Source organism: Roseivirga sp. UBA838 (assembly GCF_002296035.1).
Classification (GTDB): Bacteria; Bacteroidota; Bacteroidia; order Cytophagales; family Cyclobacteriaceae; genus Roseivirga; species Roseivirga thermotolerans.
This window is the reverse complement of sequence record NZ_DBHC01000021.1, coordinates 19,103-40,720: the sequence shown is the minus strand read 5'-3', so window position 1 is coordinate 40,720 and position 21,618 is coordinate 19,103. Positions and strand designations below refer to the sequence as shown.

12 protein-coding genes are annotated in these 21,618 nt (G+C 42.0%); 5 read left to right on the top strand and 7 right to left on the bottom strand.

Annotated features, from left to right (window positions below):
* Positions 1 to 111: 111 nt before the first annotated feature.
* The 3 genes from B3O12_RS08325 (at position 112) to B3O12_RS08315 (ending at position 3,368) form a co-directional block, all read left to right on the top strand.
* Positions 112 to 1,482: a UDP-N-acetylmuramate--L-alanine ligase gene (locus B3O12_RS08325; protein ID WP_286755960.1), complete on the top strand. Its 1,371-nt coding sequence runs from the start codon at positions 112 to 114 to the stop codon at positions 1,480 to 1,482.
* On the top strand, positions 1,482 to 2,288 hold the full coding sequence (locus B3O12_RS08320; RefSeq protein ID WP_189629852.1) for a 3'-5' exonuclease: 807 nt from the start codon (positions 1,482 to 1,484) through the stop codon (positions 2,286 to 2,288). The genes B3O12_RS08325 and B3O12_RS08320 overlap by 1 nt, the downstream gene beginning before the upstream one ends.
* A gap of 129 nt (positions 2,289 to 2,417) precedes the next feature.
* The gene (locus tag B3O12_RS08315; RefSeq protein WP_286755959.1) at positions 2,418 to 3,368 is read left to right on the top strand and encodes a calcium/sodium antiporter; all 951 of its coding nucleotides are present in this window, start codon (positions 2,418 to 2,420) and stop codon (positions 3,366 to 3,368) included.
* Positions 3,369 to 3,604: 236 nt separating this feature from the next.
* Here B3O12_RS08315 and B3O12_RS08310 read toward each other — a convergent pair whose 3' ends face one another.
* The 4 genes from B3O12_RS08310 to B3O12_RS08295 form a co-directional block, all read right to left on the bottom strand.
* Positions 3,605 to 4,258 (bottom strand): response regulator, encoded by a 654-nt coding sequence (locus B3O12_RS08310; RefSeq protein WP_189629850.1) that lies wholly within the window; start codon positions 4,256 to 4,258, stop codon positions 3,605 to 3,607.
* A gap of 264 nt (positions 4,259 to 4,522) precedes the next feature.
* Positions 4,523 to 6,466: a tetratricopeptide repeat-containing sensor histidine kinase gene (locus tag B3O12_RS08305; RefSeq protein WP_286755958.1), complete on the bottom strand. Its 1,944-nt coding sequence runs from the start codon at positions 6,464 to 6,466 to the stop codon at positions 4,523 to 4,525.
* A gap of 48 nt (positions 6,467 to 6,514) precedes the next feature.
* Entirely contained in the window at positions 6,515 to 7,132 is a 618-nt protein-coding gene (locus B3O12_RS08300) for a hypothetical protein (protein ID WP_286755957.1), read from the bottom strand.
* Between the two features lie 33 nt (positions 7,133 to 7,165).
* A complete protein-coding gene (locus tag B3O12_RS08295; RefSeq protein WP_286755956.1) occupies positions 7,166 to 8,170 on the bottom strand; it encodes a hypothetical protein in 1,005 nt (334 codons plus the stop codon).
* An 867-nt stretch (positions 8,171 to 9,037) separates the two neighbouring features.
* On the opposite strand from B3O12_RS08295, the gene B3O12_RS08290 reads away from it, so the two are divergent.
* The gene (locus tag B3O12_RS08290; protein ID WP_286755955.1) at positions 9,038 to 11,599 is read left to right on the top strand and encodes an AAA family ATPase; all 2,562 of its coding nucleotides are present in this window, start codon (positions 9,038 to 9,040) and stop codon (positions 11,597 to 11,599) included.
* An 855-nt stretch (positions 11,600 to 12,454) separates the two neighbouring features.
* Here the strand turns inward: B3O12_RS08290 and B3O12_RS08285 are convergent.
* Positions 12,455 to 15,241 carry a CHAT domain-containing protein gene (locus B3O12_RS08285; protein WP_286755954.1) on the bottom strand — a complete coding sequence of 929 codons (2,787 nt, stop codon included), beginning with the start codon at positions 15,239 to 15,241 and terminating at the stop codon, positions 12,455 to 12,457.
* 1,082 nt (positions 15,242 to 16,323) lie between these two features.
* Here B3O12_RS08285 and B3O12_RS08280 point away from each other — a divergent pair.
* The gene (locus B3O12_RS08280) at positions 16,324 to 18,312 is read left to right on the top strand and encodes a WD40/YVTN/BNR-like repeat-containing protein (protein ID WP_286755953.1); all 1,989 of its coding nucleotides are present in this window, start codon (positions 16,324 to 16,326) and stop codon (positions 18,310 to 18,312) included.
* Between the two features lie 289 nt (positions 18,313 to 18,601).
* Here the strand turns inward: B3O12_RS08280 and B3O12_RS08275 are convergent, their stop codons facing one another.
* Together B3O12_RS08275 and B3O12_RS08270 are read right to left on the bottom strand one after the other, a co-directional pair.
* A complete protein-coding gene (locus B3O12_RS08275) occupies positions 18,602 to 19,636 on the bottom strand; it encodes a hypothetical protein (RefSeq protein WP_286755952.1) in 1,035 nt (344 codons plus the stop codon).
* 2 nt (positions 19,637 to 19,638) lie between these two features.
* The gene (locus tag B3O12_RS08270; protein WP_286755951.1) at positions 19,639 to 21,468 is read right to left on the bottom strand and encodes a hypothetical protein; all 1,830 of its coding nucleotides are present in this window, start codon (positions 21,466 to 21,468) and stop codon (positions 19,639 to 19,641) included.
* Between the last annotated feature and the right edge of the window lie 150 nt (positions 21,469 to 21,618).

Sequence of the window (21,618 nt, the reverse complement as noted above, 5' to 3'; positions counted from 1 at the left end):
AGTTGTGCACAGTTGTGTACACCATTATCCACGCGCATGTATATCAGTACCTTATGATTGGAACGCCTTTGGTTTTCCTTTATTTTTGGCACATTCTTCAGAAAACAATTCATGCTAAAAAATAAGAAGGTTCACTTTATTGCCATTGGCGGAAGTGTTATGCACAACCTGGCCATTTGCCTAAAACTACTTGACAATCAGGTTACTGGGTCTGACGACATGTTCTTTGACCCCTCTAAAACTAACCTCCAAAAGCATGGCTTATTGCCTGAAAAAGAAGGCTGGAATGCCGACAAAGTGCATAGTGGATTGGACTATGTGATTTTGGGTATGCATGCCAAAAAAGACAACCCGGAGCTACTCAAGGCCAGGGCCTTAGGTTTAAAAATTTACTCATTCCCTGAGTTTATCCACGAGGCATCTAAGGCCAAAACCCGGGTGGTAGTGGCCGGCTCTCATGGCAAAACCTCTATTACTTCTATGGTGCTGCACGTATTGCAAAAAACGGGTAGGGCTTTCGATTATCTGGTGGGTGCACAGTTAGAGGGCTTTGAAACCATGGTAAAACTTTCTGACGCTCCGGTAATGGTAATTGAAGGCGATGAGTACACCACAAGCCCTCTGGATCTTACTCCAAAATTTCTTCACTACAAACACCATTATGCCTGCATAACCGGTATAGCCTGGGATCATTATAACGTATTCCCTACTCTGGACATATACGAGCATCAATTTGCCCAATTCATTGACTTAACACCTCCGGAAGGTAAACTCTTTTATGCGGCCTCCGACCCGCGGCTTGTTAGTCTGATCGATCGGGCAGAAATACCACAAGAACGTTTATTGGCCTACGATGCACTTCCGGCAACCGTTAGGAATAACAAGACCTTTGTTGAGTGGGAAGGTCATGAATATGGCTTGCAAGTGTTTGGTCAGCATAACCTCCAGAACCTGAATGCAGCTCGCTGTTTACTCAATGAGTTGGGCGTTTCCGATGAGCAGTTTTTCACTCACATACAATCGTTCAAGGGAGCTTCTAAACGGCTGGAACTGATAGGAGAAGGCCAAAATTGCAGCATCTATAAAGATTTTGCCCATGCCCCTTCTAAGCTGAAAGCTACTTCTGAGGCTGTAACCCGGCAGTTTACCAAACGGCAACTCACCGCTTGCCTGGAATTACATACCTTTAGCAGCCTCAACAAGGCATTCATACACCAGTACAAAGACTGTTACAACCTTCCGCACGAGGCGCTCATTTTCATAAACCCAAAAGCAGTAGAGGCCAAGAAATTGGAAATGATTACAGAAGCTGAACTGCGCGAGGCTTTTAACCGACCGGACATTCGACTGTTTACAGAAGCACCTAAGCTGGAAGAGTATTTACTCAACCAAAACTGGAATAATCGCAACCTGCTTTTGATGAGCTCAGGAAATTTCGGAGGTTTGGACATAGAAACCATTAAGAATAGAATAACAGGCTAATGCAACTCAACCTAAAAAACCCTCTCGTATTTTTCGACCTGGAAACCACCGGCATTAATATAGCACACGACAGAATTGTAGAATTGGCTTTTTTAAAGGTAATGCCCAACGGAGAAACCGAACGCAAAGTGCAGTTGGTTAATCCTACCATTCCCATTCCGGAAGAGGCTTCTATGATTCATGGAATTCGCAATGAAGACGTAGCCGACAAACCCACCTTTAAGGAAATAGCAAAAAGCCTGGCCAAATTTCTGGAAGGGTGCGATCTGGGTGGTTTCAACATTGTTCGTTTTGATGTGCCATTGCTGGTAGAGGAGTTTTTGAGAGCGGGAGTAGATTTTGAAGTGAGCCAGAAAAAGCTAATTGATGCTCAGAAGATTTTCTTTTTAATGGAGCAACGCACTCTGTCGGCAGCATACAAATTTTACTGCGGTAAGGAATTGGAAGGGGCCCACAGTGCTGAAGCCGATAACGAGGCCACTTTTGAAGTGTTTAAAGCACAAATTGAAAAGTATTTGGGACAACCGGTTACTGATGCTTCCGGAAGAGATTTAGGCACTATTGAAAACGATATGGCCTCCATTCACAACCTGGTAGCCAGCCATATGGTAGACCTGGCCGGACGCATGGTGTATAACGACAAGAATGAAGAGGTCTTCAACTTTGGCAAGCACAAAGGACGCCCGGTAGCCGATGTTCTTAAAAGAGAACCGGGCTATTACGACTGGATGATGCAAGGAGATTTCCCTCTGGACACCAAGCGCAAGCTAACTCAGATAAAGTTGAGAAGCTTTCAAATGGGCTAGTGTTTTATGTTCATAGACCTTCATTGTTCATAAAGCATGAAATTATGAACTATGAACTATGAACTATGAACCATAAACTTTCCTCCTCCATTTCGGTGACCTCTTAAAAGCACTTCGTCTAAAGGCCATATGCTTTCTCAAATATTGCTGATCCTGTTGGGCTTTGTTCTGCTGATCAAAGGAGCCGACTGGCTGGTTTCGGGCTCTACCCAATTGGCTAAAAAATATGGTGTCTCCGACCTGATTATTGGCCTCACCATAGTGGCTTTTGGCACATCGGCCCCTGAACTGATTGTCAACACACTGGCTTCTTACCAAGACCATCCTGAAATCGTGTTTGGCAATGTAATTGGCAGCAACAACTTCAATCTGTTCATTATACTTGGTCTTGTAGGGGTAATACTCCCTGTGTCGGTACAGTCGGGCATGGTTTGGAAAGAAATCCCCCTCTCCTTTTTAGCCACCGCTCTATTGCTATTTTTGGCCAACGACTGGTTGTTGGGTGGTGAACCAACTCTTTCAAATACCGATGCGTTCTTGTTATTGCTTGTTTTTGGTGCCTTTCTTTTCTACATGTTTCGGCAAATGAAATCCGAATCGGCTCAACCGGAAACTTATAGCTCTGGTTCTTCAGCCAAAATTTGGCTATTGATTGGAGCCGGCTTAACCGGTCTTATTGCTGGTGGTAAACTGGTAGTAGATCACTCAGTACTGTTAGCGGAAAGCCTGGGCATGAGCGAAAGAGTAATTGGCTTAACCATAGTAGCAGCCGGAACTTCTTTACCCGAACTCGTTACCTCAGTGGTGGCTGCCCTTAAAAAGAACAGCGACATTGCCATTGGTAATATAATAGGCTCCAACATCTTTAATCTTTTGCTTATCCTGTCGGTGAGCGGTCTTATTAGTCCTATTCCATTTCAGCCAGATTTCAACAGGGAAATCTACTTACTTTTGGGAGGCACGTTATTCCTTTTTCTGGCCATGTTTATGGGAAAACGTAAAAAACTGGACCGTTGGGAGGCTGCTGTTCTACTGCTCGTGTATCTGGTTTATACCTGGTGGTTGGTGGTAGAACATTAGGAAGCCGGGAATTAGCCATCGGATGGACCAATCAACAGCCCTTCTTTTTATGTTCTGATTATGTTCTGAGCACAGTCGAAGAATCTGCCCTAGTGGTTTGATAAGAAGAGCGCATAGCATAGGTTTTAAATGGCCGAACAAAAATTTCAAAAAACACCTAATAAATCCCTGATTATATATCCATTAAGCCGCGATCAGGCATAAACTTTAAAATACCTTAATCGTGAAGCGGCCTGCTATATTAAGCTCTGCCTTCTGGCCTTTTGTACAGCTTCCAGCTTGTTATGCACCTGCAGCTTTTTGTAGATGTTTTCGATGTGCTTCCGTACTGTGCTTGGCGATAGAAACAGGTTGTTGGCAATAACGGTGTAACTCAATCCTTCCGCCAATTGCTCCAACACTTCCTGCTCACGGGTACTTAGTTCGGTAATGTCTTCCTCAACTTTGAATGACTCTTGTTTCTCAGGAAAACGAAGCAATTTGAGGGTTTTTACTGCAATTGAAGGACTCATGGCAGCACCTCCTTCTATCGTTTCCATGATAGCTTTGTAGAGTTTTTCACCTTCTATTTCCTTCAGCAAATAACCATCTGCTCCGGCACGAATAGCATTGAAGATGTTTTCATCATTATCGAAAACGGTAAGCATCAGCACCTTGATGTGGGGGTATTTTTGCTTAACGATATTGACCGTTTCGATACCATCGAGCACAGGCATTTCAATGTCCATCAGGACGATATCGAGGTTATGGTTCTTCTCCAGCTTAGCCAGAAACTCGCTACCATTGTGGACAGTGTATTTAATGTCCAAATCTTCATAACCAGACAATTTCTCATTGATAGCCCTCGCTAAGAATGTATTGTCATCTACTATCGCCAACCTTGTTTTCATTTTCTTACTCTTTAAAATACTGAGTATCCGTTTTTACCTACCGCCTACTATTGTGTTCTCATCATGACTTTTACCAACCAATCGGTGAGGACACCGATTGTGGCAATCTCTCTTCCTTACCTTGTCCCGACTTTTCGGGATGGGGTCTTTAAATTCTTGATCTTGATATAGTTGATCCTGAAACACGTTCAGGGTGACGGTGCCGATTGTGGCAACAGAGGCTGCCCGTTCTCCTCAACCCTACATTGACCTTTAAACTTCAAACTAACCTACCCTCAACTCTACCTTTGTGCCTTCACCTACTACACTAATCAGACTAAAGTCTATTCCGGCCTTTTCAGCCCTATTCTTCATAATATAAAGTCCGTTTCCGGAACCTTGAACTTCGGTATCGAAGCCTTTACCGAAGTCTTGAACTACAATTTCTATCTTATTATCGATGTCTTTGAAGGACACCAGCACTTCTTTCGTTTCTGAATGCTTAACCGCATTATTAATACACTCCTGAATGATTCTGAAGAGATTCATTCCCACAAAAGCATTCAATACTTTGTCGCTTGGCTCACTTTCGGTGCGAACCCTAATGCTGTCATCTGTGGCATCGTGAATGGTGGCTGCGAGCTGCTGCGTTCTTTCCTGAATATCTTCCAGACTTATTTCATCCTTGTTCATGGCCCAGATGGTATCCCTTAGTTCGGAGATGGTTACCAAAGTGAACTGTTTCATCTGCATCAGCTTTTCCGCAAGGAAAGCTTCTCCTTTGTTAATTCCTTTTCTGGTCGTGTCGGTTATCGAAGTGATGTATGTCAGTTGTGAACCGATATTGTCGTGCAGGTCTCTGGCAATTCTGATGCGTTGTTCCTTCAGGTTTTCCTGTGCTTTGGCTTCGGCCAGCGCTCTTTCCAGAGCAGCTTCATTCTTGATTCTTTCTGCCTTCAATCGCTGAACTCTAATCAGGGATACACCCACAACCAACAGTATGACCACTAAACCACCCCCGGCTATGAGCAGGTTATTTCGTCTTTTCAGGGTCAACTCACTCTCAATTAACTCGTTTCGCTGACGCAGAATTTCGTTCTCCTTTTGCTCAGTTTCGTATTGCTCCTTCAGCTTCAAAACCTCTTTGGCCTTTTCCGTCAGAAACAGGCTATCCTGAGCAGCAGTGCTCTTTTGCAAATAAGTTAGGGCATCCTTATAGTTGCGTTGATTTTCATAAATCTTAGAAAGAGTCAGGGCTGTCTTTTGTTGGAAAGTAAGCAGATCGTCATCTACAGCACCTTGGTAAGCTTCTCGACCCAAACTAGCCGCTTCAGAATAGTTTCCTCTTCTATTCAGCACATCGGCCAAATGCATTTTCAGGAAAATCACCTCGTACTTATCGCCTCTTTCCTGTTGAAGTGCCAGCGCATTTTTCAAAGATTCTTCCGCTTCATCCAACTGACCCAATCCCTTCTGGGCAATTCCTAAATTGGTATAGCTATAGGCTACCACCAACCTTTGATTAATAGACTGCCAAAGCCTTAATGACTCTTGTGCATGCGAAAGCGCCTTCTCGTATCGCTCCTGATCATTGTTCAGCAAGGCCAGATTATTCTCAATGGCCGCCTGAAAAAACACATTGCCAAGTGCCCTGTACATTTCCAGCGATTCCATATTCACCTTTTCCGAGAGCTCATACTCCTTAATGGTTCGGTACTGACTGGCAATATTTAGCTTCACAGAGGCAATTCGCTGCGAATCATTAGCTATTTCATAGCGCCTCAATGCCTTGAGTGAGTAGTAAATAGCCGTATCGATCACCCCAGTTCGCTCATAGGCATTGGCCATGTTGTGATATACAAAGCTCAGTGTTTGCGAACCATTGGTTGAGTCTACCAGATTCATGGCGAGCTTGTAGGATTTGATAGCATCTTCGTAATCTCCAGCTTCGGTTTTCAGAATGGCCAGATTCATGGAAATTCTGCCCTGAAGATCATTATCTCCAAAAGCCTCTGCTTCCTTGTATGCTTGGCGAGCATAATGCCAGGCACTATCTGTGTTAATGGTTCGGTATTTAAAACCTAAATCGCCCAAAAACTCGATACGCTCTTTCCCACTTTTTAAAGCCAGAGAATCTTTGAGCGCATCAATATCGGCTTGTGTAATATTCTGGGCATAGGAACAAAGCCCGGAGAGCATCAAGAATGAAGCGATTATTAAGAAGAGCAAGTGTTTAGCTAAAGGCATCACTAAAAATAGACAACAAATTGAATTGGACTACTCTTTGAATTTCAAACTGTTCCAGATAATGGAAGAACATCCCTTTTTTCCGAAATCTTCAATCGAAGATATCCCAGAGTTCTGATTGGCTTGAAAAATGAAAATTACTCCCGTATCGGCTAAAGGTGTTGGCCTGATCAGCATGGCCTGTACATTATAAGTTCCGGCAAAATTTGCCTCAGGCCTGTCGATTGAGCCTGTAGCCTGGAACATGTGAAATTCCTTGCCATCGAACTCCTTTTTGCCTGAAAACTCAAAACTCAGATCGAAATTATTGACATAAAGACTTCTGATCTGGCTGATCAGACTTTCGTTCAGTACGTCTATCGTTCTGCCTAAGTCGCCCTCCAGAGTATAATAGCCGATAGAAACCATATCACTGCGGTTGCCGGCTCCATCATTGGTGTAGAAGGCTGCGTAGTTCAGATTACGCTTACCTTCAGCAGCGAAATCTACAGCCATATTTGAAGGGTATTCTAATTCGAACTCAAGTTCTGGTAAACCATAAGCCTTGGCATAATCGGCATCGAAAACCAGTTTCTTAATCTCGCCACAGGAATTCAAAGCCTGCTGCCCCTTACTTTCACAAGACAGAGACAGCAGTACCATGAACATTGCTAAATATTTTGGTTGAAGGGTCATCAGCAATTAATTCGCTTTGTCAGCCATAGCTTGAACAGTGCCTCTTAAGAAAGCACCTACTCCCAATTCTGCACCTTTGAGGTATAATGCCGGATCACATTTTACGGTAGCAAAGTTGGCTTTCTCTCTGTCTTCAACTCTCCATACCCTAAGCACACCCATATCTGTTCCAAGCCTGTCAGTGTCGGCATTTTGACCCGCTTCAAACTTTTGCCTTTCCATCACATCAGCAACCTCTACTCCACCTTTGGAGAAGAATGTGCCCATACCGAATCGGTTAGTACTACTCTCACTGATTTTAAAAGTAGTTTCAGCCTTAACTTGAGCCGAACCTGCATGACGGTTCAGGGTTCTCGATAATTCGCTCTGGCTATTCTCGAACACAATTACATCCAAGACCACCTTATTGAAGATATAGTCCGTCTTCTGGTTGATTACCTTATTCTCGGTGCTTGTCTCATAATCCGCCAGTGCTGAAAGTGGGCTACCCTTTTCCTTGTCTACGGTTCTTCGAGCCACCACAAACTTTTGGGTGGAAGGACGTGTAAGAATTACACCGAATTCCTTGCCTTGCTCGGGACCATTGCCTGCTTTAAGCTCCCATCTTTCCTCACGATTTTTCTCGTAGGCCTTGTTGTTCCACAATTCCTCAATCGGAGCAATTTCAAAACCCTGGGCTTTTAAATCGGCCACATATTTATTATACAGTTGATCTGTTAGCGTCTGAAGATCGTCCGGATTCAGACCATCCAGTACAACTGTAATGGATGCTTTCGCATCGCCCTTAATGCCACCACGCCACATTTTGCCGCCCTTCTTTTCATCTTCTAAGGTGAGTGCCGTTTGATAGTTTACCTGAAAATCGGCAATCATTATCCTCTTGGCTTCTTTGCGATAATTCAAATTGGCAGGACCGAGTTTCTTGATATTCACTTCCTCTACTGTTTGAGAGAATAGGCTAAGGCTAGTAAATACCGAAACTAGCAACGCCAAACATATTTTCTTTTTCATAGTCATTTCAGTTTACACAACCACTTCAGGTTGATGTACCAAAACTAGACTACTGCCCTACGGCATTCAATACGGCAATTGACGTAATTGCTTGGTTGATTTGTCATTGGAGAATGGTCATTTGGGGAAATGGGTGATTAGTTATCAGTATATCGGTTAATTGGAAAACAGAAAACAGGTCCTAGTATATTTTTCATAGCAACGACTACCACAAAAGCCAACTATACCACGTCATGCTGAACCTGTTTACCAACAGGCAGGCTTGTTTCAGCATCTCCCACGGCCTTGCACCTGAGTAAGTTGTTCGTTGACCAGTTATCGGTTAATCGGAAAACCGTGTGTTGACCTTAGCCACTCACCTTTTCACCCTGAGCGCAGCCGAAGGGTCGGCCAAGTGAATTGGGGAATTGGTTAATCGGAAAACGGTTAATCAGGAAAAACAGGAAACAGGTTCCTAGTATATTTTTCATAGCAACGGCTACCACAAAAGCCAACTATACCGCGTCATGCTGAACCTGTTTACCAACAGGCAGGCTTGTTTCAGCATCTCCCACGACCTTGCACCTACTCTCTCATCCCAAAACAACCTGTACAACCAAGTCGTCAGACCAATGACTGATAAGGGCAGCTGAGGCCAAATCGCAGGGCTATGTTGGGAACAATTGGTCGGACGACTAATACTACCTCCAAACCAACCTACTCTTGTAATTATTCTTTTAAATTCTTTTATTCCAGCAAGAAAAACACACATCTACTTTTTAAACTCCAGTGCTTTTCTTGAAAACAAAAAGTCACGATAGCTAATGTTGGGGCACATGCAAAAAGACTCAATACACCGATTTTAAAATCAACCAAATTGCAATATTAATGGCATCTTCTACAACAAATAAAAAGGAAATTGTTGACTTTCTATGGGATTGGGCAGAAAGTCATGGGGATTGGGCGAAATTACTTGTCCAGAAAGTAGTTGACAATGAAAGCAATTTACATCAGTCAGAAAGAGAAGAAGTTTTTAAATACTTTCTGGAATCCATAGGACTTGAAAAGGATTTGCCTGAGCTGACTTTTTCAAAACCATCCTATACTCCTACGAATCAACATGTTGAACTTAGTTCTTTGTCAGATGTAACAGGTGTCAACAAACTGGCAAAAAATCAAACCATAGATTTCAGCCCAAATATCACAGTAATTTATGGTGAAAATGGAACTGGAAAAACGGGTTACGGTAGAATTTTAAAAGCCCTCGGATTCAGCTATGATCAAAACAACACCATTTATGCCAATGTCTTTGCCCAATCTCAACAACCAAAATCAGCTACCATAAACTATAAAGTCAACGGAAATGCTGACACTTTTACATGGGATGGCACCAACAAAGATGAAGACCTGAAAAATATTTCCGTATTCAATAGTGATTGCGTTCAAATTTCACTGGATGCGAGCAGACAATTAATCGTATCACCTATTGGCTTTCATTTATTCAATCTTGTGTCGGCTGAACTGGGAGAACTTGATAGCTTATTACAAACAAAAAAATCTGACCATCCTACTCAATTACTCTGGGTAGATAATCTTCACGAAGGAACACCACAACACCAGTTTATAAAGAGTCTTTCAAAAGATTCCACTGAAAAAGGTCTTAATGAATTATCAGATTTCAACCCGGAGCATGAAGAGGACTTGAAAAAGAAGAAAACGGAACTTTCCAAATTAAACAAATCATTAATACAAAATGAGATACGTTCTTTACGATCACAGTCTGATGAGCTTTCAAAGCTTGTAAATAAAATAAAAGCAGCTCAAAATACTTTAAATGTAGAAAGCTGGAAAAAACTCATTGAACTTAATAAGCGAATAGCCGAATTAGAGAAAAGTGCTAAGAAAGGAATAAAGGAAATTGCGGAAGATAAAGGCATTGAATATTATGAAACCGAGGAGTTCAAAAGATTCTTGAGTTCAGCCGAGGCTTACATTAAGATACTTGATAACCCTGAATATCCTGAGCAAAGTGACGTATGCGTTTATTGCAGGCAGCCACTTGAACAACCGGCCAAAGAGCTTTTATCAAGTTACAGAGCTTTGCTCAATGACAAAACTGAGGAAAACATTACCAAAGCAAAAAAGGAGAAGCAGGAGCTCATTTCAAAAATAAAAAATGAAGTTGAAGCACGATTACAACTAAACCATGAAAGCTTTGGATTGGATGAGAAGGATAAGCCCATACAACCGCAGAAGCTGCAAGATTACAATCAGAAATTGGCTGATTTGAAAAAAACTTTTGTAGATGATAATGTGGCACAGGATTCAGTTTTTCTATTTAAATATGCTGATTATATACTGTTTTTTACCGAGAAAAAGTCGGAAATTGATAAAACCCTGAAAGAGAAAAGTGAATTGCTTGGGAATTTGGACAAGAAGGAAAAGGAGCTGAAAGCCAAAATTGCAGAGCTTAAAGACCGAAAGTTATTATCAAGCAAAAAAGAAGAAGTTAAAAAAGCAATCTCAAATCATAAGGTACTTTCAGTTTTAAACAACCATTCAAACGCCTTTAATACAGCTTCAATTAGCCGGAAAACCTCACAAGCCCGTGAAGAATTGGTCAGTCAAAATTTCAATCAGATTTTTAAGGACGAACTGAAATCACTTCGAAAATCCAATCTTCCAATTGAATTGAGTTTCGGAACGAATCGGGGAAGATCAAAACTCTCTCATCACATTGGCAATAAACAGTTATTGGAAATTTTGAGCGAAGGTGAGCAAAAGGCCATTGCCCTATCGGAATTCTTAACGGAATTGCAGCTAGACAATGTCAAAGCCCCAGTCATTTTTGATGACCCGGTGAATAGCCTTGATCATAAGATCATCGATGCGGTTGCAAGAAGATTGATGAGGCTCAGCAAAGAGAGGCAAGTTGTTATATTCACGCACAGCGTTTTATTATTTAACAGCTTACTCTATTTGAGCAGCGAACCTAATTTTAAATCATTGAACTGCAACTTTTACAATGTCAAAAAGGAATATGGTTTAGTGGGTGTTGTAACAGAAGCTGAGGAAGAAAAAAATAAGGTGAAAGAAAATATCTCTAAAATAAATATACTAGTTAATAACACCCCAAAAGACAGGTCTGAGGTAGACGTTGCAAAGGAAGGTTATGCAGAATTGAGAAGCGCAGTAGAATTATTCGTTGAACATGAAGTATTTAATGGAACAGTTCAACGTTATCAAAAACATATTTCTATTGGAAGGTTTATGAATGTGAAAAGTGACATTATCAGTAATCATAAGGAATCATTGAATGACATCTACGATAGGTGTTGTGGATTTATAGGTGCTCACAGCAATCCACAAGTTGTTTATAATGATCCGACTCTTGACGACCTGAAATCCGACTTTGATGAATTCAAAGACATCAGAAAGAAATTTGTATGATCAAGAACATAGAAAAAAGCACGATGCCCCAACATTGTATAAGCGTAATGCCGGCTGAACTGCTAAAAGTGAGCATTTTTGCTCCTAATAAACTTTGCGGTGGGCGGACAGTAAATTGATCTGAAAACCCGCACTACGCTTATACTTGGCCGTAACAAAAAAAGCAGCACCGTATGTGCTGCTTTCTCAACTAAACAGGTGACTAACCTGAGACTCAACTAAAGACTACTATTTATCTTTATCTAGTATTTAAACTTAACCGCTTGTCCTACGGCATTCAATACGGCAAATGACTTAAATACTTTCAGGAAGCAGAGAACTAGTTGATTAGGGAATTGGTCAAGAGTCTTTAGGTTCAATGTTTAAAGTTCAAGCCGAACGAGCCAACCACACCGCGTCACCCTAAACATCAAAATACACAAAGCTTAAAGCACCAAGCACGAAGGCGGATAGAATAAGGATTGAATTGATTCGAACGAGTTTGGGGTTCAGGCCTTTACAAGTTGAAAAGGCATTGAGAGCGATGGCTAAGACCAAAGCAGGCAAACTCAGATACAGATTGAAAAGGTAAAACCATAACCAACTAGTGCAGAGTCCCCAAATGGCTAGGATGGTGGTGAGTGCCGGAATAACTTTTAGCATTTTCATTCGGCCTTTCTCAGAAAACTGAACATATGAAAAGAGTAAAAGCAGGGTAAGGAACCCTGCAATTACAATCAACCTAGAGACTAATCCAGACATCAACTAAAACCTTTTAAGACTGATTTAACTTCAATGAGATTCCGAATATTTCCCTTTGAGCTGATGAAATTTTCAAAGGAAAACTCCGGAATGACGTTCTAATTGGAATTCGTTTTAATACCCCGTATAAATAAATGGTGCCCAGAAATAGGGGTGCGTATGACCTTCAAACTCACCTTTAATGAAGCTTCTTTTCACATCGGTAATGGCTGCCGAAGTGCTCATACCTCCATTGAAAACACGGTTGTAAAGGTGAACAGTCAGGAACATCGTACCTGTGTCACTCACACTCCATAGGGAAGTTAGTGTACTGTTAGCTCCGGCATTCAAAAGTGCCTGATTCAAGCCTTTGATACCATCGCCCGGAGATTCTACGCCCAAAGCCGTTTGACAAGCACTCAGCATTACAAAGTCTACCGGCAGATTCAGCTTTTCTAACTCTCCTACCACCAGCATGCCGTCTTCTCCGTTTACCGGAGTTGACTTCACGGTCATGGCTATGCTACTCAGATCGAAGACATAAGGATGCACACTGGCATGACTGGAAAGGTGTACCGCACGATACTTGCCTAGTTCACCCGCAGCACTCATTCGCTTCAGCTCATTTTCTGTCATCATAGCATCCATCCGTGTATCGGTTTTCGGAACAATTTCCTGAATCACAGCCACTTCTTTGCGTCCACCTTCCAGATAAGACATGGGTTCGTCAGTTTGAAATGTGGCGAAAGCGTAGTCTAATGGTTTACCCTTTTTCAAATCTTCACGCACACGGTAACGGAGTTTTTCAAGGTCTCCTAGTGAACTAAGCGGAGCCTTTTGTGCCGAATGCAAATCATAAGTAGCACCACCAAAACCCAGCACATTCATTTCATAAGTCTTTTTAGGTTGCATTCTGAGTGTATAAAGCATGGCGGCATTCGGAATGTAGCCGATCTGGAAACGCTCAGCCAAATACCGGCCATTGTCATCTATCAGGGCATCGAATGGAATAGTGCCCAACAGTCCTTCTGGGCTGATTGTCAGCTTTTCCACCGTGAATAGCTCTACATCCAAACCACTGATAAAGGTGTGATAGAAGCGGTTAAGCAAGTCGGGCAGGTTCTCCTTCTGGTAGAAAACATATTTACCTTCCACTACCTTGGCTTCCATGTGCTTGCGCAAATATTGAGTCAGTAGTTTGAATTCTCCCTTGGCAAAAGTGTTGGTTACGCGTGCTTTCGCTCCGTTCAGATAATCCAGGTTCTCCTTCCTGAATTCCATTTGAGCCTGTTCTTTTTCCAACTCAATCAACTGGGCTTTTTGGCTGGTGAGCAAATCCATAAAAGCACCTGCTGAACGGTTATACTTCACCACCAAATTATTTTTAGTGACCAGGCACATGAGGTAGGTTCCTTCGTAAGTGGTGCCCTTAGAAACATCGATGAAAGACAAATAGGCTTCCTTTTCGCCCAAAATGGACTGCAATTCTTTCAGTGATAGCTGCTTCTTCTCGCTTCGTTTGTCATTCAACAAAGCATAAGCCCGGTTCGACTCGATGACATCATAGATTTTGTCGAACTGCTTGGTTTCGTAGTAAGCTCCGGCCAGAAATCCGTTGATGCGTTGGAATTTATCCAAGTAGCCACGCTGCTCCAGCGGATCCATTTTATCTAACAACTCAATCTCTTCCTCCCTCGCTTTTTCAAACTGAACAGCCGATTCAGCATACTTCTTTTGCTCCATCAATCGGACACCATCGTTGTAGGCATTTCCGGTTGAAGCTACCGCTTCATTATCCAGTAAATTGGCTATGCTGGAAAGTCCATTCTTCACATAAGAGACATAGCTCATTTGGTCTATTCCAGGGGTTTTAAGGAAGTTTTCAGCTCTTTGGACCATGGCTTGAGCTTTGTCTATTTCCTTGTTGAAAGCATAGGCGCGCAAGATCACATAATAGGCTTCGGCAATGTATTCAGGGGATTTCAACTTAGGTAATTGAGCCGCATATGAATCGGCTAAAGCAGCAGCATCTTTGTAATTTCTGCTTTCAGTCTTGGCCATCACCAGGTAGAAATAAGCTTTGGCCAATGTGGCAATCGATGGCATTTGACCACTGAGATCGGATATAATAAGGTTCGAAGAAGCTTCCACCTTATCCCATCGTTTTAAGGCCGATTGTACCCTGGCCAAACGTTCATAAGTGCGATATCTTGAGGCTAATGCATAGTTCGACTGATCGAAAACGATCTTTTCCAAATGCGGCTCCAACTTCTGACCGAACTCAAAATTTACTTTTTCGGCCATGCTGGCAATGCTCACCAGGGCATCGACATACAAGTACCTTGAAATCAGACCTTGTTTTACTGCCTCTTCTGCTTTCACCCAATCGGCTAAAATCTGAGCAGCTTTTTCGTTGTTGGCTATATCATCATAAGTGGCGCCAAGACTTGAAGCCAAATTCTCAAAAGTGGCCTTGGCTCTCTTAATACTTTCCTCATTATAATTAGCCAGATAGCCCTTCGCCTTTTGAACAGTAGCCAAAAGCTGGCTGTAATTGGCCAAGGAGTTAAGGTAACCGTTCAGGCTCTGATAGTCGCGCTGCATCCCGGCAGCATCCTGACCAAGCGCCTGCATATTCCTCACAAATTTCTCAGCTTCCAGCGGCTGATTGGCAAAGACGGAATGGATAAACCCATAGAAGCTTCCGGCTCCATCATAAGCATTGTAGGCTACAGCCCACTTCGAAAAATCGACTGCATCCTGAGGTTTATTCATATTGTAAAAGGCACTCGCAACCAGGTCAAAAGCCAGCGAATTGCCGGGATAGGTTTCTATCAGGTTGGCTCCGGCACGAATTGCGGCATTGAAATCTTTGGCTTGCTTGGCACGCTGATAGGCGGCATAATCAGGGTGAGCTTCCATTTTTGTAGGTGGAATGCTGACCTGAGAGAAGGCCAAATTTCCACTGAAAAAGAGAATTATAAAAGATAGTGAGCACATTATTGGATTCGACCCAAAAGGATTAAACAGAAGCTTTCTCATGATTTTAATTTTCTCTAGTTGTTAATACAAACCTAGCTTCTGGCATAGTGCAGCTCAATACGGCAATTGACGTAATTACTTCGGAGAAGCAGTTCAAGGGTTCAAGGTTTAATGTTTAAAGTTGAGGCCATGGCGAAACCAACCATAACACGTCATGCTGAACCTGTTTACCAACAGGCAGGCTTGTTTCAGCATCTCACAAGACTTCGCACCTTAGTAGGTTATTCGTTGATTGGTTATCGGTTATCGGTTAATCGGAAAACGGAAAACAGGTTATTAGTATATTTCTCATAGTAACGGCTACCGCAAAAGCAACCATACCCACGTCATGCTGAACTCGTTTCAGCATCTCCCACAGCCTTGCACCTGAGTAGGTTATCGGTTAATCGGAAAACCGTGTGTTAATCTTAGCCATCCTACTTTCCTCCTCGACCGTAGTGGAGAGGCCTAAGAGGTGAATTGGTTGATTCGTCTATGGGTATTAGTTGATCTGTTAATCAGGAAAAACAGAAAACAGGTACTAGTTCATGGTTTATGGTTCATAGTAACGGCTACCACAAGCTCACACCATACCCACGTCATGCTGAACCTGTTTACCAACAGGCAGGCTTGTTTCAGCATCTCCCATGGCCTTGCACCTAGCCTCACTTCCCTAAGCAACGGAACAATCAAGTCGTCAGACCAATGACTGGTAAGGGCAACTAAGGCCGAAACTCCAGACTGTGTTGTGGACAATTGGTCGGACGACTAATTGCAATCTCGCAGCCCCTTGTAAATATTCTCTTAAATTCTTTACTTCCACGGAGAAAAACACACATGAACTTTTTAGACTTCTGTGCTTTTCTGGAAACCATGCAGTGCACATTATAAAACACCCGTTGGTTGGCTAAATCGCACTTTTGGTAAACTGTCTAAGATATTTCGCCTATAAAACTGCTCGATATACAACGATACCCTCAATTATGAAGAAGATACTGCACATATTGATAATCATACTTATTCCATTGACCGTTTTAGGACAAGAAGAATATTTATCAAGATTATCAATTTCAGGCGGAGTATCAGAACTTGGAATCTCACCATCAGAAGAAATCTGGGTAGCAACAAAAACGGGAAATGTTTATCACACCAAGCAAATTGGTGATCTATGGCATGTCGGACCTTTTGGTTCGCTTGACCCTTACAATTTTAGTTCAGGAAACACATTTGAGAGATTGAACTTTTTCTCTGAAGATACTATGATGATTTCAGGGTTTATTCAAGAAGGCGGAAAGCAAGACTTTGTTTTTTGGTCAGGGAATCACGGAAAGAGTTGGGAAAAAGTAATATTCGGGAAAAGTAGTTGGATTGATGCTGCATACATAAACAACAACGGGAAAGCTTGGATGAGTGGTAATTCTCAACTCATTTATTATACAGAAGATAAGGGAAAAACTTGGAAAGCCTTTGATAAGGCAGGAAATGAAAACGCACTAAGATTTTCAACTATTCATTTTGCAAAAGATGAACAAACAGGATTATTTGGCTCTTTTTGGAACGTACTCTACAAAACCACTGACAACTGCCAAAGTTGGGAAAAACTACCAACACCTTTAAGTCAAGGAAAGTATGAAAGGCTTTCGAAAGAAGAACGACCAGACATTCGGAAAATAAGAATTTTTGGAGATTACTATATCATCAATCAACAAGGTAGAGTGTTTATAACTAAATACGATTCTATTAATTGGACATATTTGCCCGAAATAATTGACTTTGAAGTTTCTGAAAATCATAGCCTTTATACAATTAATCAAGATTTGAGTATAAGCCATTATGATAATTCATTTTCTCAAACTTGGCAGTCAGAGGAGTCACTTGAAAACACACCAAGAGCAATTGGAGTAAGAAACAACAAACTTTTTGTGTTGACATTTGAAAGCATTTACAGAATTAATCCCGATCAGTTTATAGTTTCTCCGTTATTTACAAATGAAGTTCCTATTCAAGAGCCCTACTTGAAATTAAGCTTTGAAGGTGAAGAATATGGATTTGAGAATAAAGATATTTTACGCTTTAACAAGAAAAAAAAGCAATGGTATAGGTTTATGACTGTGGACTTCGCTATTGCCAATGCTACTTTATTTGACGACAAAATGGTATTGGCTGACAGAAGCTTAAGTAAACACTACGCCTTAAACGAAAAACAAAAGTCAGTAAATGAATTTAGTCTACCCAAAAGCCTCTTTTCTGACCTTGATGTAAAAGAATTTCATTTTGAAAATGGCAGTCAAGGTTGTTTCCATGCTGACAATTCTTTAAGGACTTACATTAAAAAGGGAGATAAATATGTAGTTGATAAAAAAACAAAGTCTCCAAAATATCTTTCTCGTGCAGACGATGAAATCGAAGTAGCCAAAGTAGAACGAATTATTGATATACTGGACAAATCACGATTCTCAGATGTTTCCTTGACTGATTTGAACATTACACTAGATGACATTAACAAGTTTAAAAAGTTCATCGATCAAGAAGAGAAACGCATAAATAAATCAGGCATAGACCGTTTTGACTTTGAGAACTTGTACACATTTCCAGGAGAAAAAACAGATTTCAATTTTTACAAGTCAGTTGCAGACTCGTTGTTCAATTTAAGAGATGAAGAAATTAATAATGCTTTTTGGCAATCTTATGGAAATTGGAGTACAACAACGAATTGGAGAAGAATCATAATAATATTTCAAAACGGTAAAAAATTAATTGTTGAAAATTCGGATGACAAGCCTAACTATCTTTATACACCTTGGATAGTTGACTTTGAAGGATTGAAGTTCCGTACCAACTCAATTCAATTTGGACGACAAATTGATGAAATAACAAAGGGACAATTCTTCAAAGAAGTTACCCGAGATAAGAATTATGCAATCTTCAAAATTGCTGACTATTTATATAAAAAGAAACTGAATGAAAAATAACTAAGGGTAACAATGTATATAAAAAAGCAGCACCGTCCGTGCTGCCTTTCTCAATTAAACAGGTGTAAACCTGCGACTCAACTAAAGACCATCCTAGCTTAAAGAACAAAACTGTGGGAGACTGCAGAATGACGGATTAAACTGACTGCATCTGTTCTCTGACCCTTGAGTACTAATTCACCAATTCCCTGCCCCCCTAAATAACCAATGACAATTCAATCTGGCCGATCCTTCGGCTTTGCTCAGGATGAAAAAACCGGGTTTCTCAATTTCCCAATTTCCCAATCACCTAATAGAGATAAAACTCCTCCTTATTCAGCTTCATCACGCTCAGTGGTAGTTTGCCGTATTTGGGATAGAAAATGATGATCTTCTCTCCTACGCTCAGCTGATCGTATAGCACAGTGCTTACCGGTAATGTGCCTTTTGTGGTGATGATTTTGTTCACTCCCCGTCTGCGGTTGCCCGTAACGGTGAGCTTGTCTTCTACCAAAGCCGTGACTCCGCGTTTGTGGGCATAGCCCTTGTTTCTGATGTATTCTCCCCATCTGCGCATGGCGCTCACTCCTTGCCATAGAGGCACTACAAACAAGGGAAACATTACGATGAGGAAGCCCAGAAGTCCGTTGGTAATCATTCCAAAAACGATGACCACAAAGGGCAGCATAAATAGTAGTCGCTTTCTGGTTTGCGCTCTAAAAATCTTTTTCAGTGCTTCAAAATCCTTTTCGCTAAAACGCTCTTCCTGCATCTGGCTCTCCAGAAACTTCATGTTCTCTGCCCGCATGTCGTTTGAAGCCTGCGGATCTTCGGCTTCCTTAGACAAGACGGTTAAGGAGAGTGTTAATCTGGATTTTGGAGCCCTATCCAACACTACATTAGAGCCCACTTTTACCCGAGTATAGTGCTTATAGTCTACGGAGAACTCCTCATCGTTGATATAGAGGTAATAGTGTCTGGTAGTGCTGGAACTGGTTCTTGAGCTGCCTGATCTACCGCCAGAAGAGCCGTGTCTCGTAGAGGTCTGCACATTCAGTCGCTTATCAGTTACCACTCCGGTTATCCGGTATTTGAATCCTCTTTTGATGTCGATAACCGAAGTCCAAACCATGTAACCCAGAATACTTAGAAACAACACCGCAAAACCCATGAAAACCTTCTCGCTGATGCCGTCTTGAAAGAAACTATCATCCATGTTTCTGAAGGCCAGCTTATAGAACACTGCAAACATGGCCACCACAGCAAATGGGAAAATAAGCATAGGAATAAGCTGTTTTCTCAGCTTGCCAATGTCTTCAGGTGAAAGTGGAAGTTGCTCTTTCATGGTTATTTCAGGGGGCTGGAAATGTAAATACCACCTAAGGTGTTGAACACAAACTCATCATTGGCGGTGAGAGTAATTTCTTCATCATGCGTGTACATATCGGCTGCATCAAAACTCACTTGAAGCGTTTGTTCTGTACATCCTCCGGTTGAGCTATCGCAAACGGAAATCTCCATTTCTCCACCAAATTCGAATACAATGGACACGAACTTGCCTGAACTCAATTCGAACTGACTGGTTTTGAATCCTTCAGGAAGCGGCTCATCTTTGGTCAGGTTCCTACCCTGAAGAATTCCTTGCCAGGTGACTCCATAATCTTCACTCAACTTTGCTGATCCGATACTTCCTGCATTGGTGTCTACGGTGTACACGGTACCATCAGAACTGATCAGTCGAGGTCCGTAGCCCAAATGATTGGTAGCCGAACCAGACACCTCCGTCCAATCTATACCGTTGCCAGAGGTATAGGCTTTTAAGTCGGCTGAATAGGTTCTGGCTTGGGTGCCTGGCGAAACGTAAACCTTTATCTCAACGGTCAGTGCATGGTAAATGCCATCAGCACCTTTGGCTACCAGTTCGGGGGCGGGTGGATTTGTGCTTTCAAGATTCCAATCCCTTCCGTTGGTTGTGGTGTAAGTACCCGTTTCAGTGTACGCAATTGTTCTTCCTCCATCGTGCAAAATACTGGTGATCTCGCCTATCGGAGAAGTAGCATAAGTACCGCTATTCTTATCGAACACTTTGTCTTCGGCATAAGCGTAGTTGCCAATTACATAAGTCTTCCCAAACATATAGCCTGCTGGATATTGGTAGCCCATATCCAATGGCAAGTATTCCTCACGGCCATTTTGGGTTTTGATAATTCCGCCTCTGAAGCGATCGCCATTCTCTATAAAGCCTTGTGTATAGACCGTTTCACCCACATGGCAAACGGCAAAACCATGATCGACAGGCTCCATAGAATCATCCGTAGTCGCATGCATTTTAGGCACTCCCCATCGATCGAAAATATTCACATAGGCATGATCTTTATAGAGCTTCATGCCCCCTTCTGTGTTCTGCCAAATGCGGTAATCTTCAGGATAATCGTAATAGCGAATTTCCTTTTCCGGAGTAACGATGATTACGCCTCCCTCCTTAGCATAAGCGAAATAACCATAGCTATAAGCGGTTTTTACTTTGTTTCGGCTATTACCAGGACCATAGATTCTGGAATAGTTCATGTCGGTCAAAGTAGTTTGGGTATAGGTTTGTGTACTTACATCGAACTCAGCAATGATTCTGTTCCTCCAATCGAAGAAACCCATTTTTTCGCCCCAGGTACCGAGGTAGAACTCTTCGCCTATTTCCAGACGAACACCTGTGCTCACGTAGGTTCCGTTATCATCGATAAAGAAAGTCTTGCCATTGGCACCATCATTCTGAATGTAGACCAACTTGCCCGAATCGGTTACACCAGTGGCATAGTGAATGGCTGCCGAACCCGAACGAATATTATCAAGGTCATAAACACCACCGCCATACACGAACAAACCATCGTTGCTGATATTGATGGGAATATTATCTGCATTACCAGAAACGAAAAGCTCTTCAACTGTTTGCCCACCGTCTTTTGAGTAAAACGGCTTATGAGCACCAAAGAAGATCATGTACTTTTCATTCGGGCTGACCATGATGGATGTGGCCGTGGCATAGGCCGTTGTTGGCATTAACTGGCTGAACTTTATGTTTTGTGCAGCCTCAACAGTTGGATCAATATCTTCTTTAGGATCACAGGCGAAGGCAACCAATAAGACTAATGAAAGTAAGAAAGCTCGATTTTTGGAACGCATAAATGCAAGGGAGTTTGTACGCTACAAACTTATCCGCAAGGCACAGGCGGTTCAATACGGCAATTGACGTAATTGCTTCGGAGAAGCAGTTCAAGGGTTCAAGGTTTAATATTCAAAGTTGAGGCTACCGCAAAAGCAACCATAACACGT

Bases quoted from the DNA above. Each gene is read 5' to 3' on its own strand.
- B3O12_RS08325 (WP_286755960.1), top strand. From the start codon at position 112: ATGCTAAAAAATAAGAAGGTTCACTTTATTGCCATTGGCGGAAGTGTT.
- B3O12_RS08320 (WP_189629852.1), top strand. From the start codon at position 1,482: ATGCAACTCAACCTAAAAAACCCTCTCGTATTTTTCGACCTGGAAACC.
- B3O12_RS08315 (WP_286755959.1), top strand. From the start codon at position 2,418: ATGCTTTCTCAAATATTGCTGATCCTGTTGGGCTTTGTTCTGCTGATC.
- B3O12_RS08310 (WP_189629850.1), bottom strand. From the start codon at position 4,258: ATGAAAACAAGGTTGGCGATAGTAGATGACAATACATTCTTAGCGAGG.
- B3O12_RS08300 (WP_286755957.1), bottom strand. From the start codon at position 7,132: ATGTTCATGGTACTGCTGTCTCTGTCTTGTGAAAGTAAGGGGCAGCAG.
- B3O12_RS08295 (WP_286755956.1), bottom strand. From the start codon at position 8,170: ATGAAAAAGAAAATATGTTTGGCGTTGCTAGTTTCGGTATTTACTAGC.
- B3O12_RS08290 (WP_286755955.1), top strand. From the start codon at position 9,038: ATGGCATCTTCTACAACAAATAAAAAGGAAATTGTTGACTTTCTATGG.
- B3O12_RS08285 (WP_286755954.1), bottom strand. From the start codon at position 15,241: ATGGAAGCTCACCCTGATTATGCCGCCTATCAGCGTGCCAAGCAAGCC.
- B3O12_RS08280 (WP_286755953.1), top strand. From the start codon at position 16,324: ATGAAGAAGATACTGCACATATTGATAATCATACTTATTCCATTGACC.
- B3O12_RS08275 (WP_286755952.1), bottom strand. From the start codon at position 19,636: ATGAAAGAGCAACTTCCACTTTCACCTGAAGACATTGGCAAGCTGAGA.
- B3O12_RS08270 (WP_286755951.1), bottom strand. From the start codon at position 21,468: ATGCGTTCCAAAAATCGAGCTTTCTTACTTTCATTAGTCTTATTGGTT.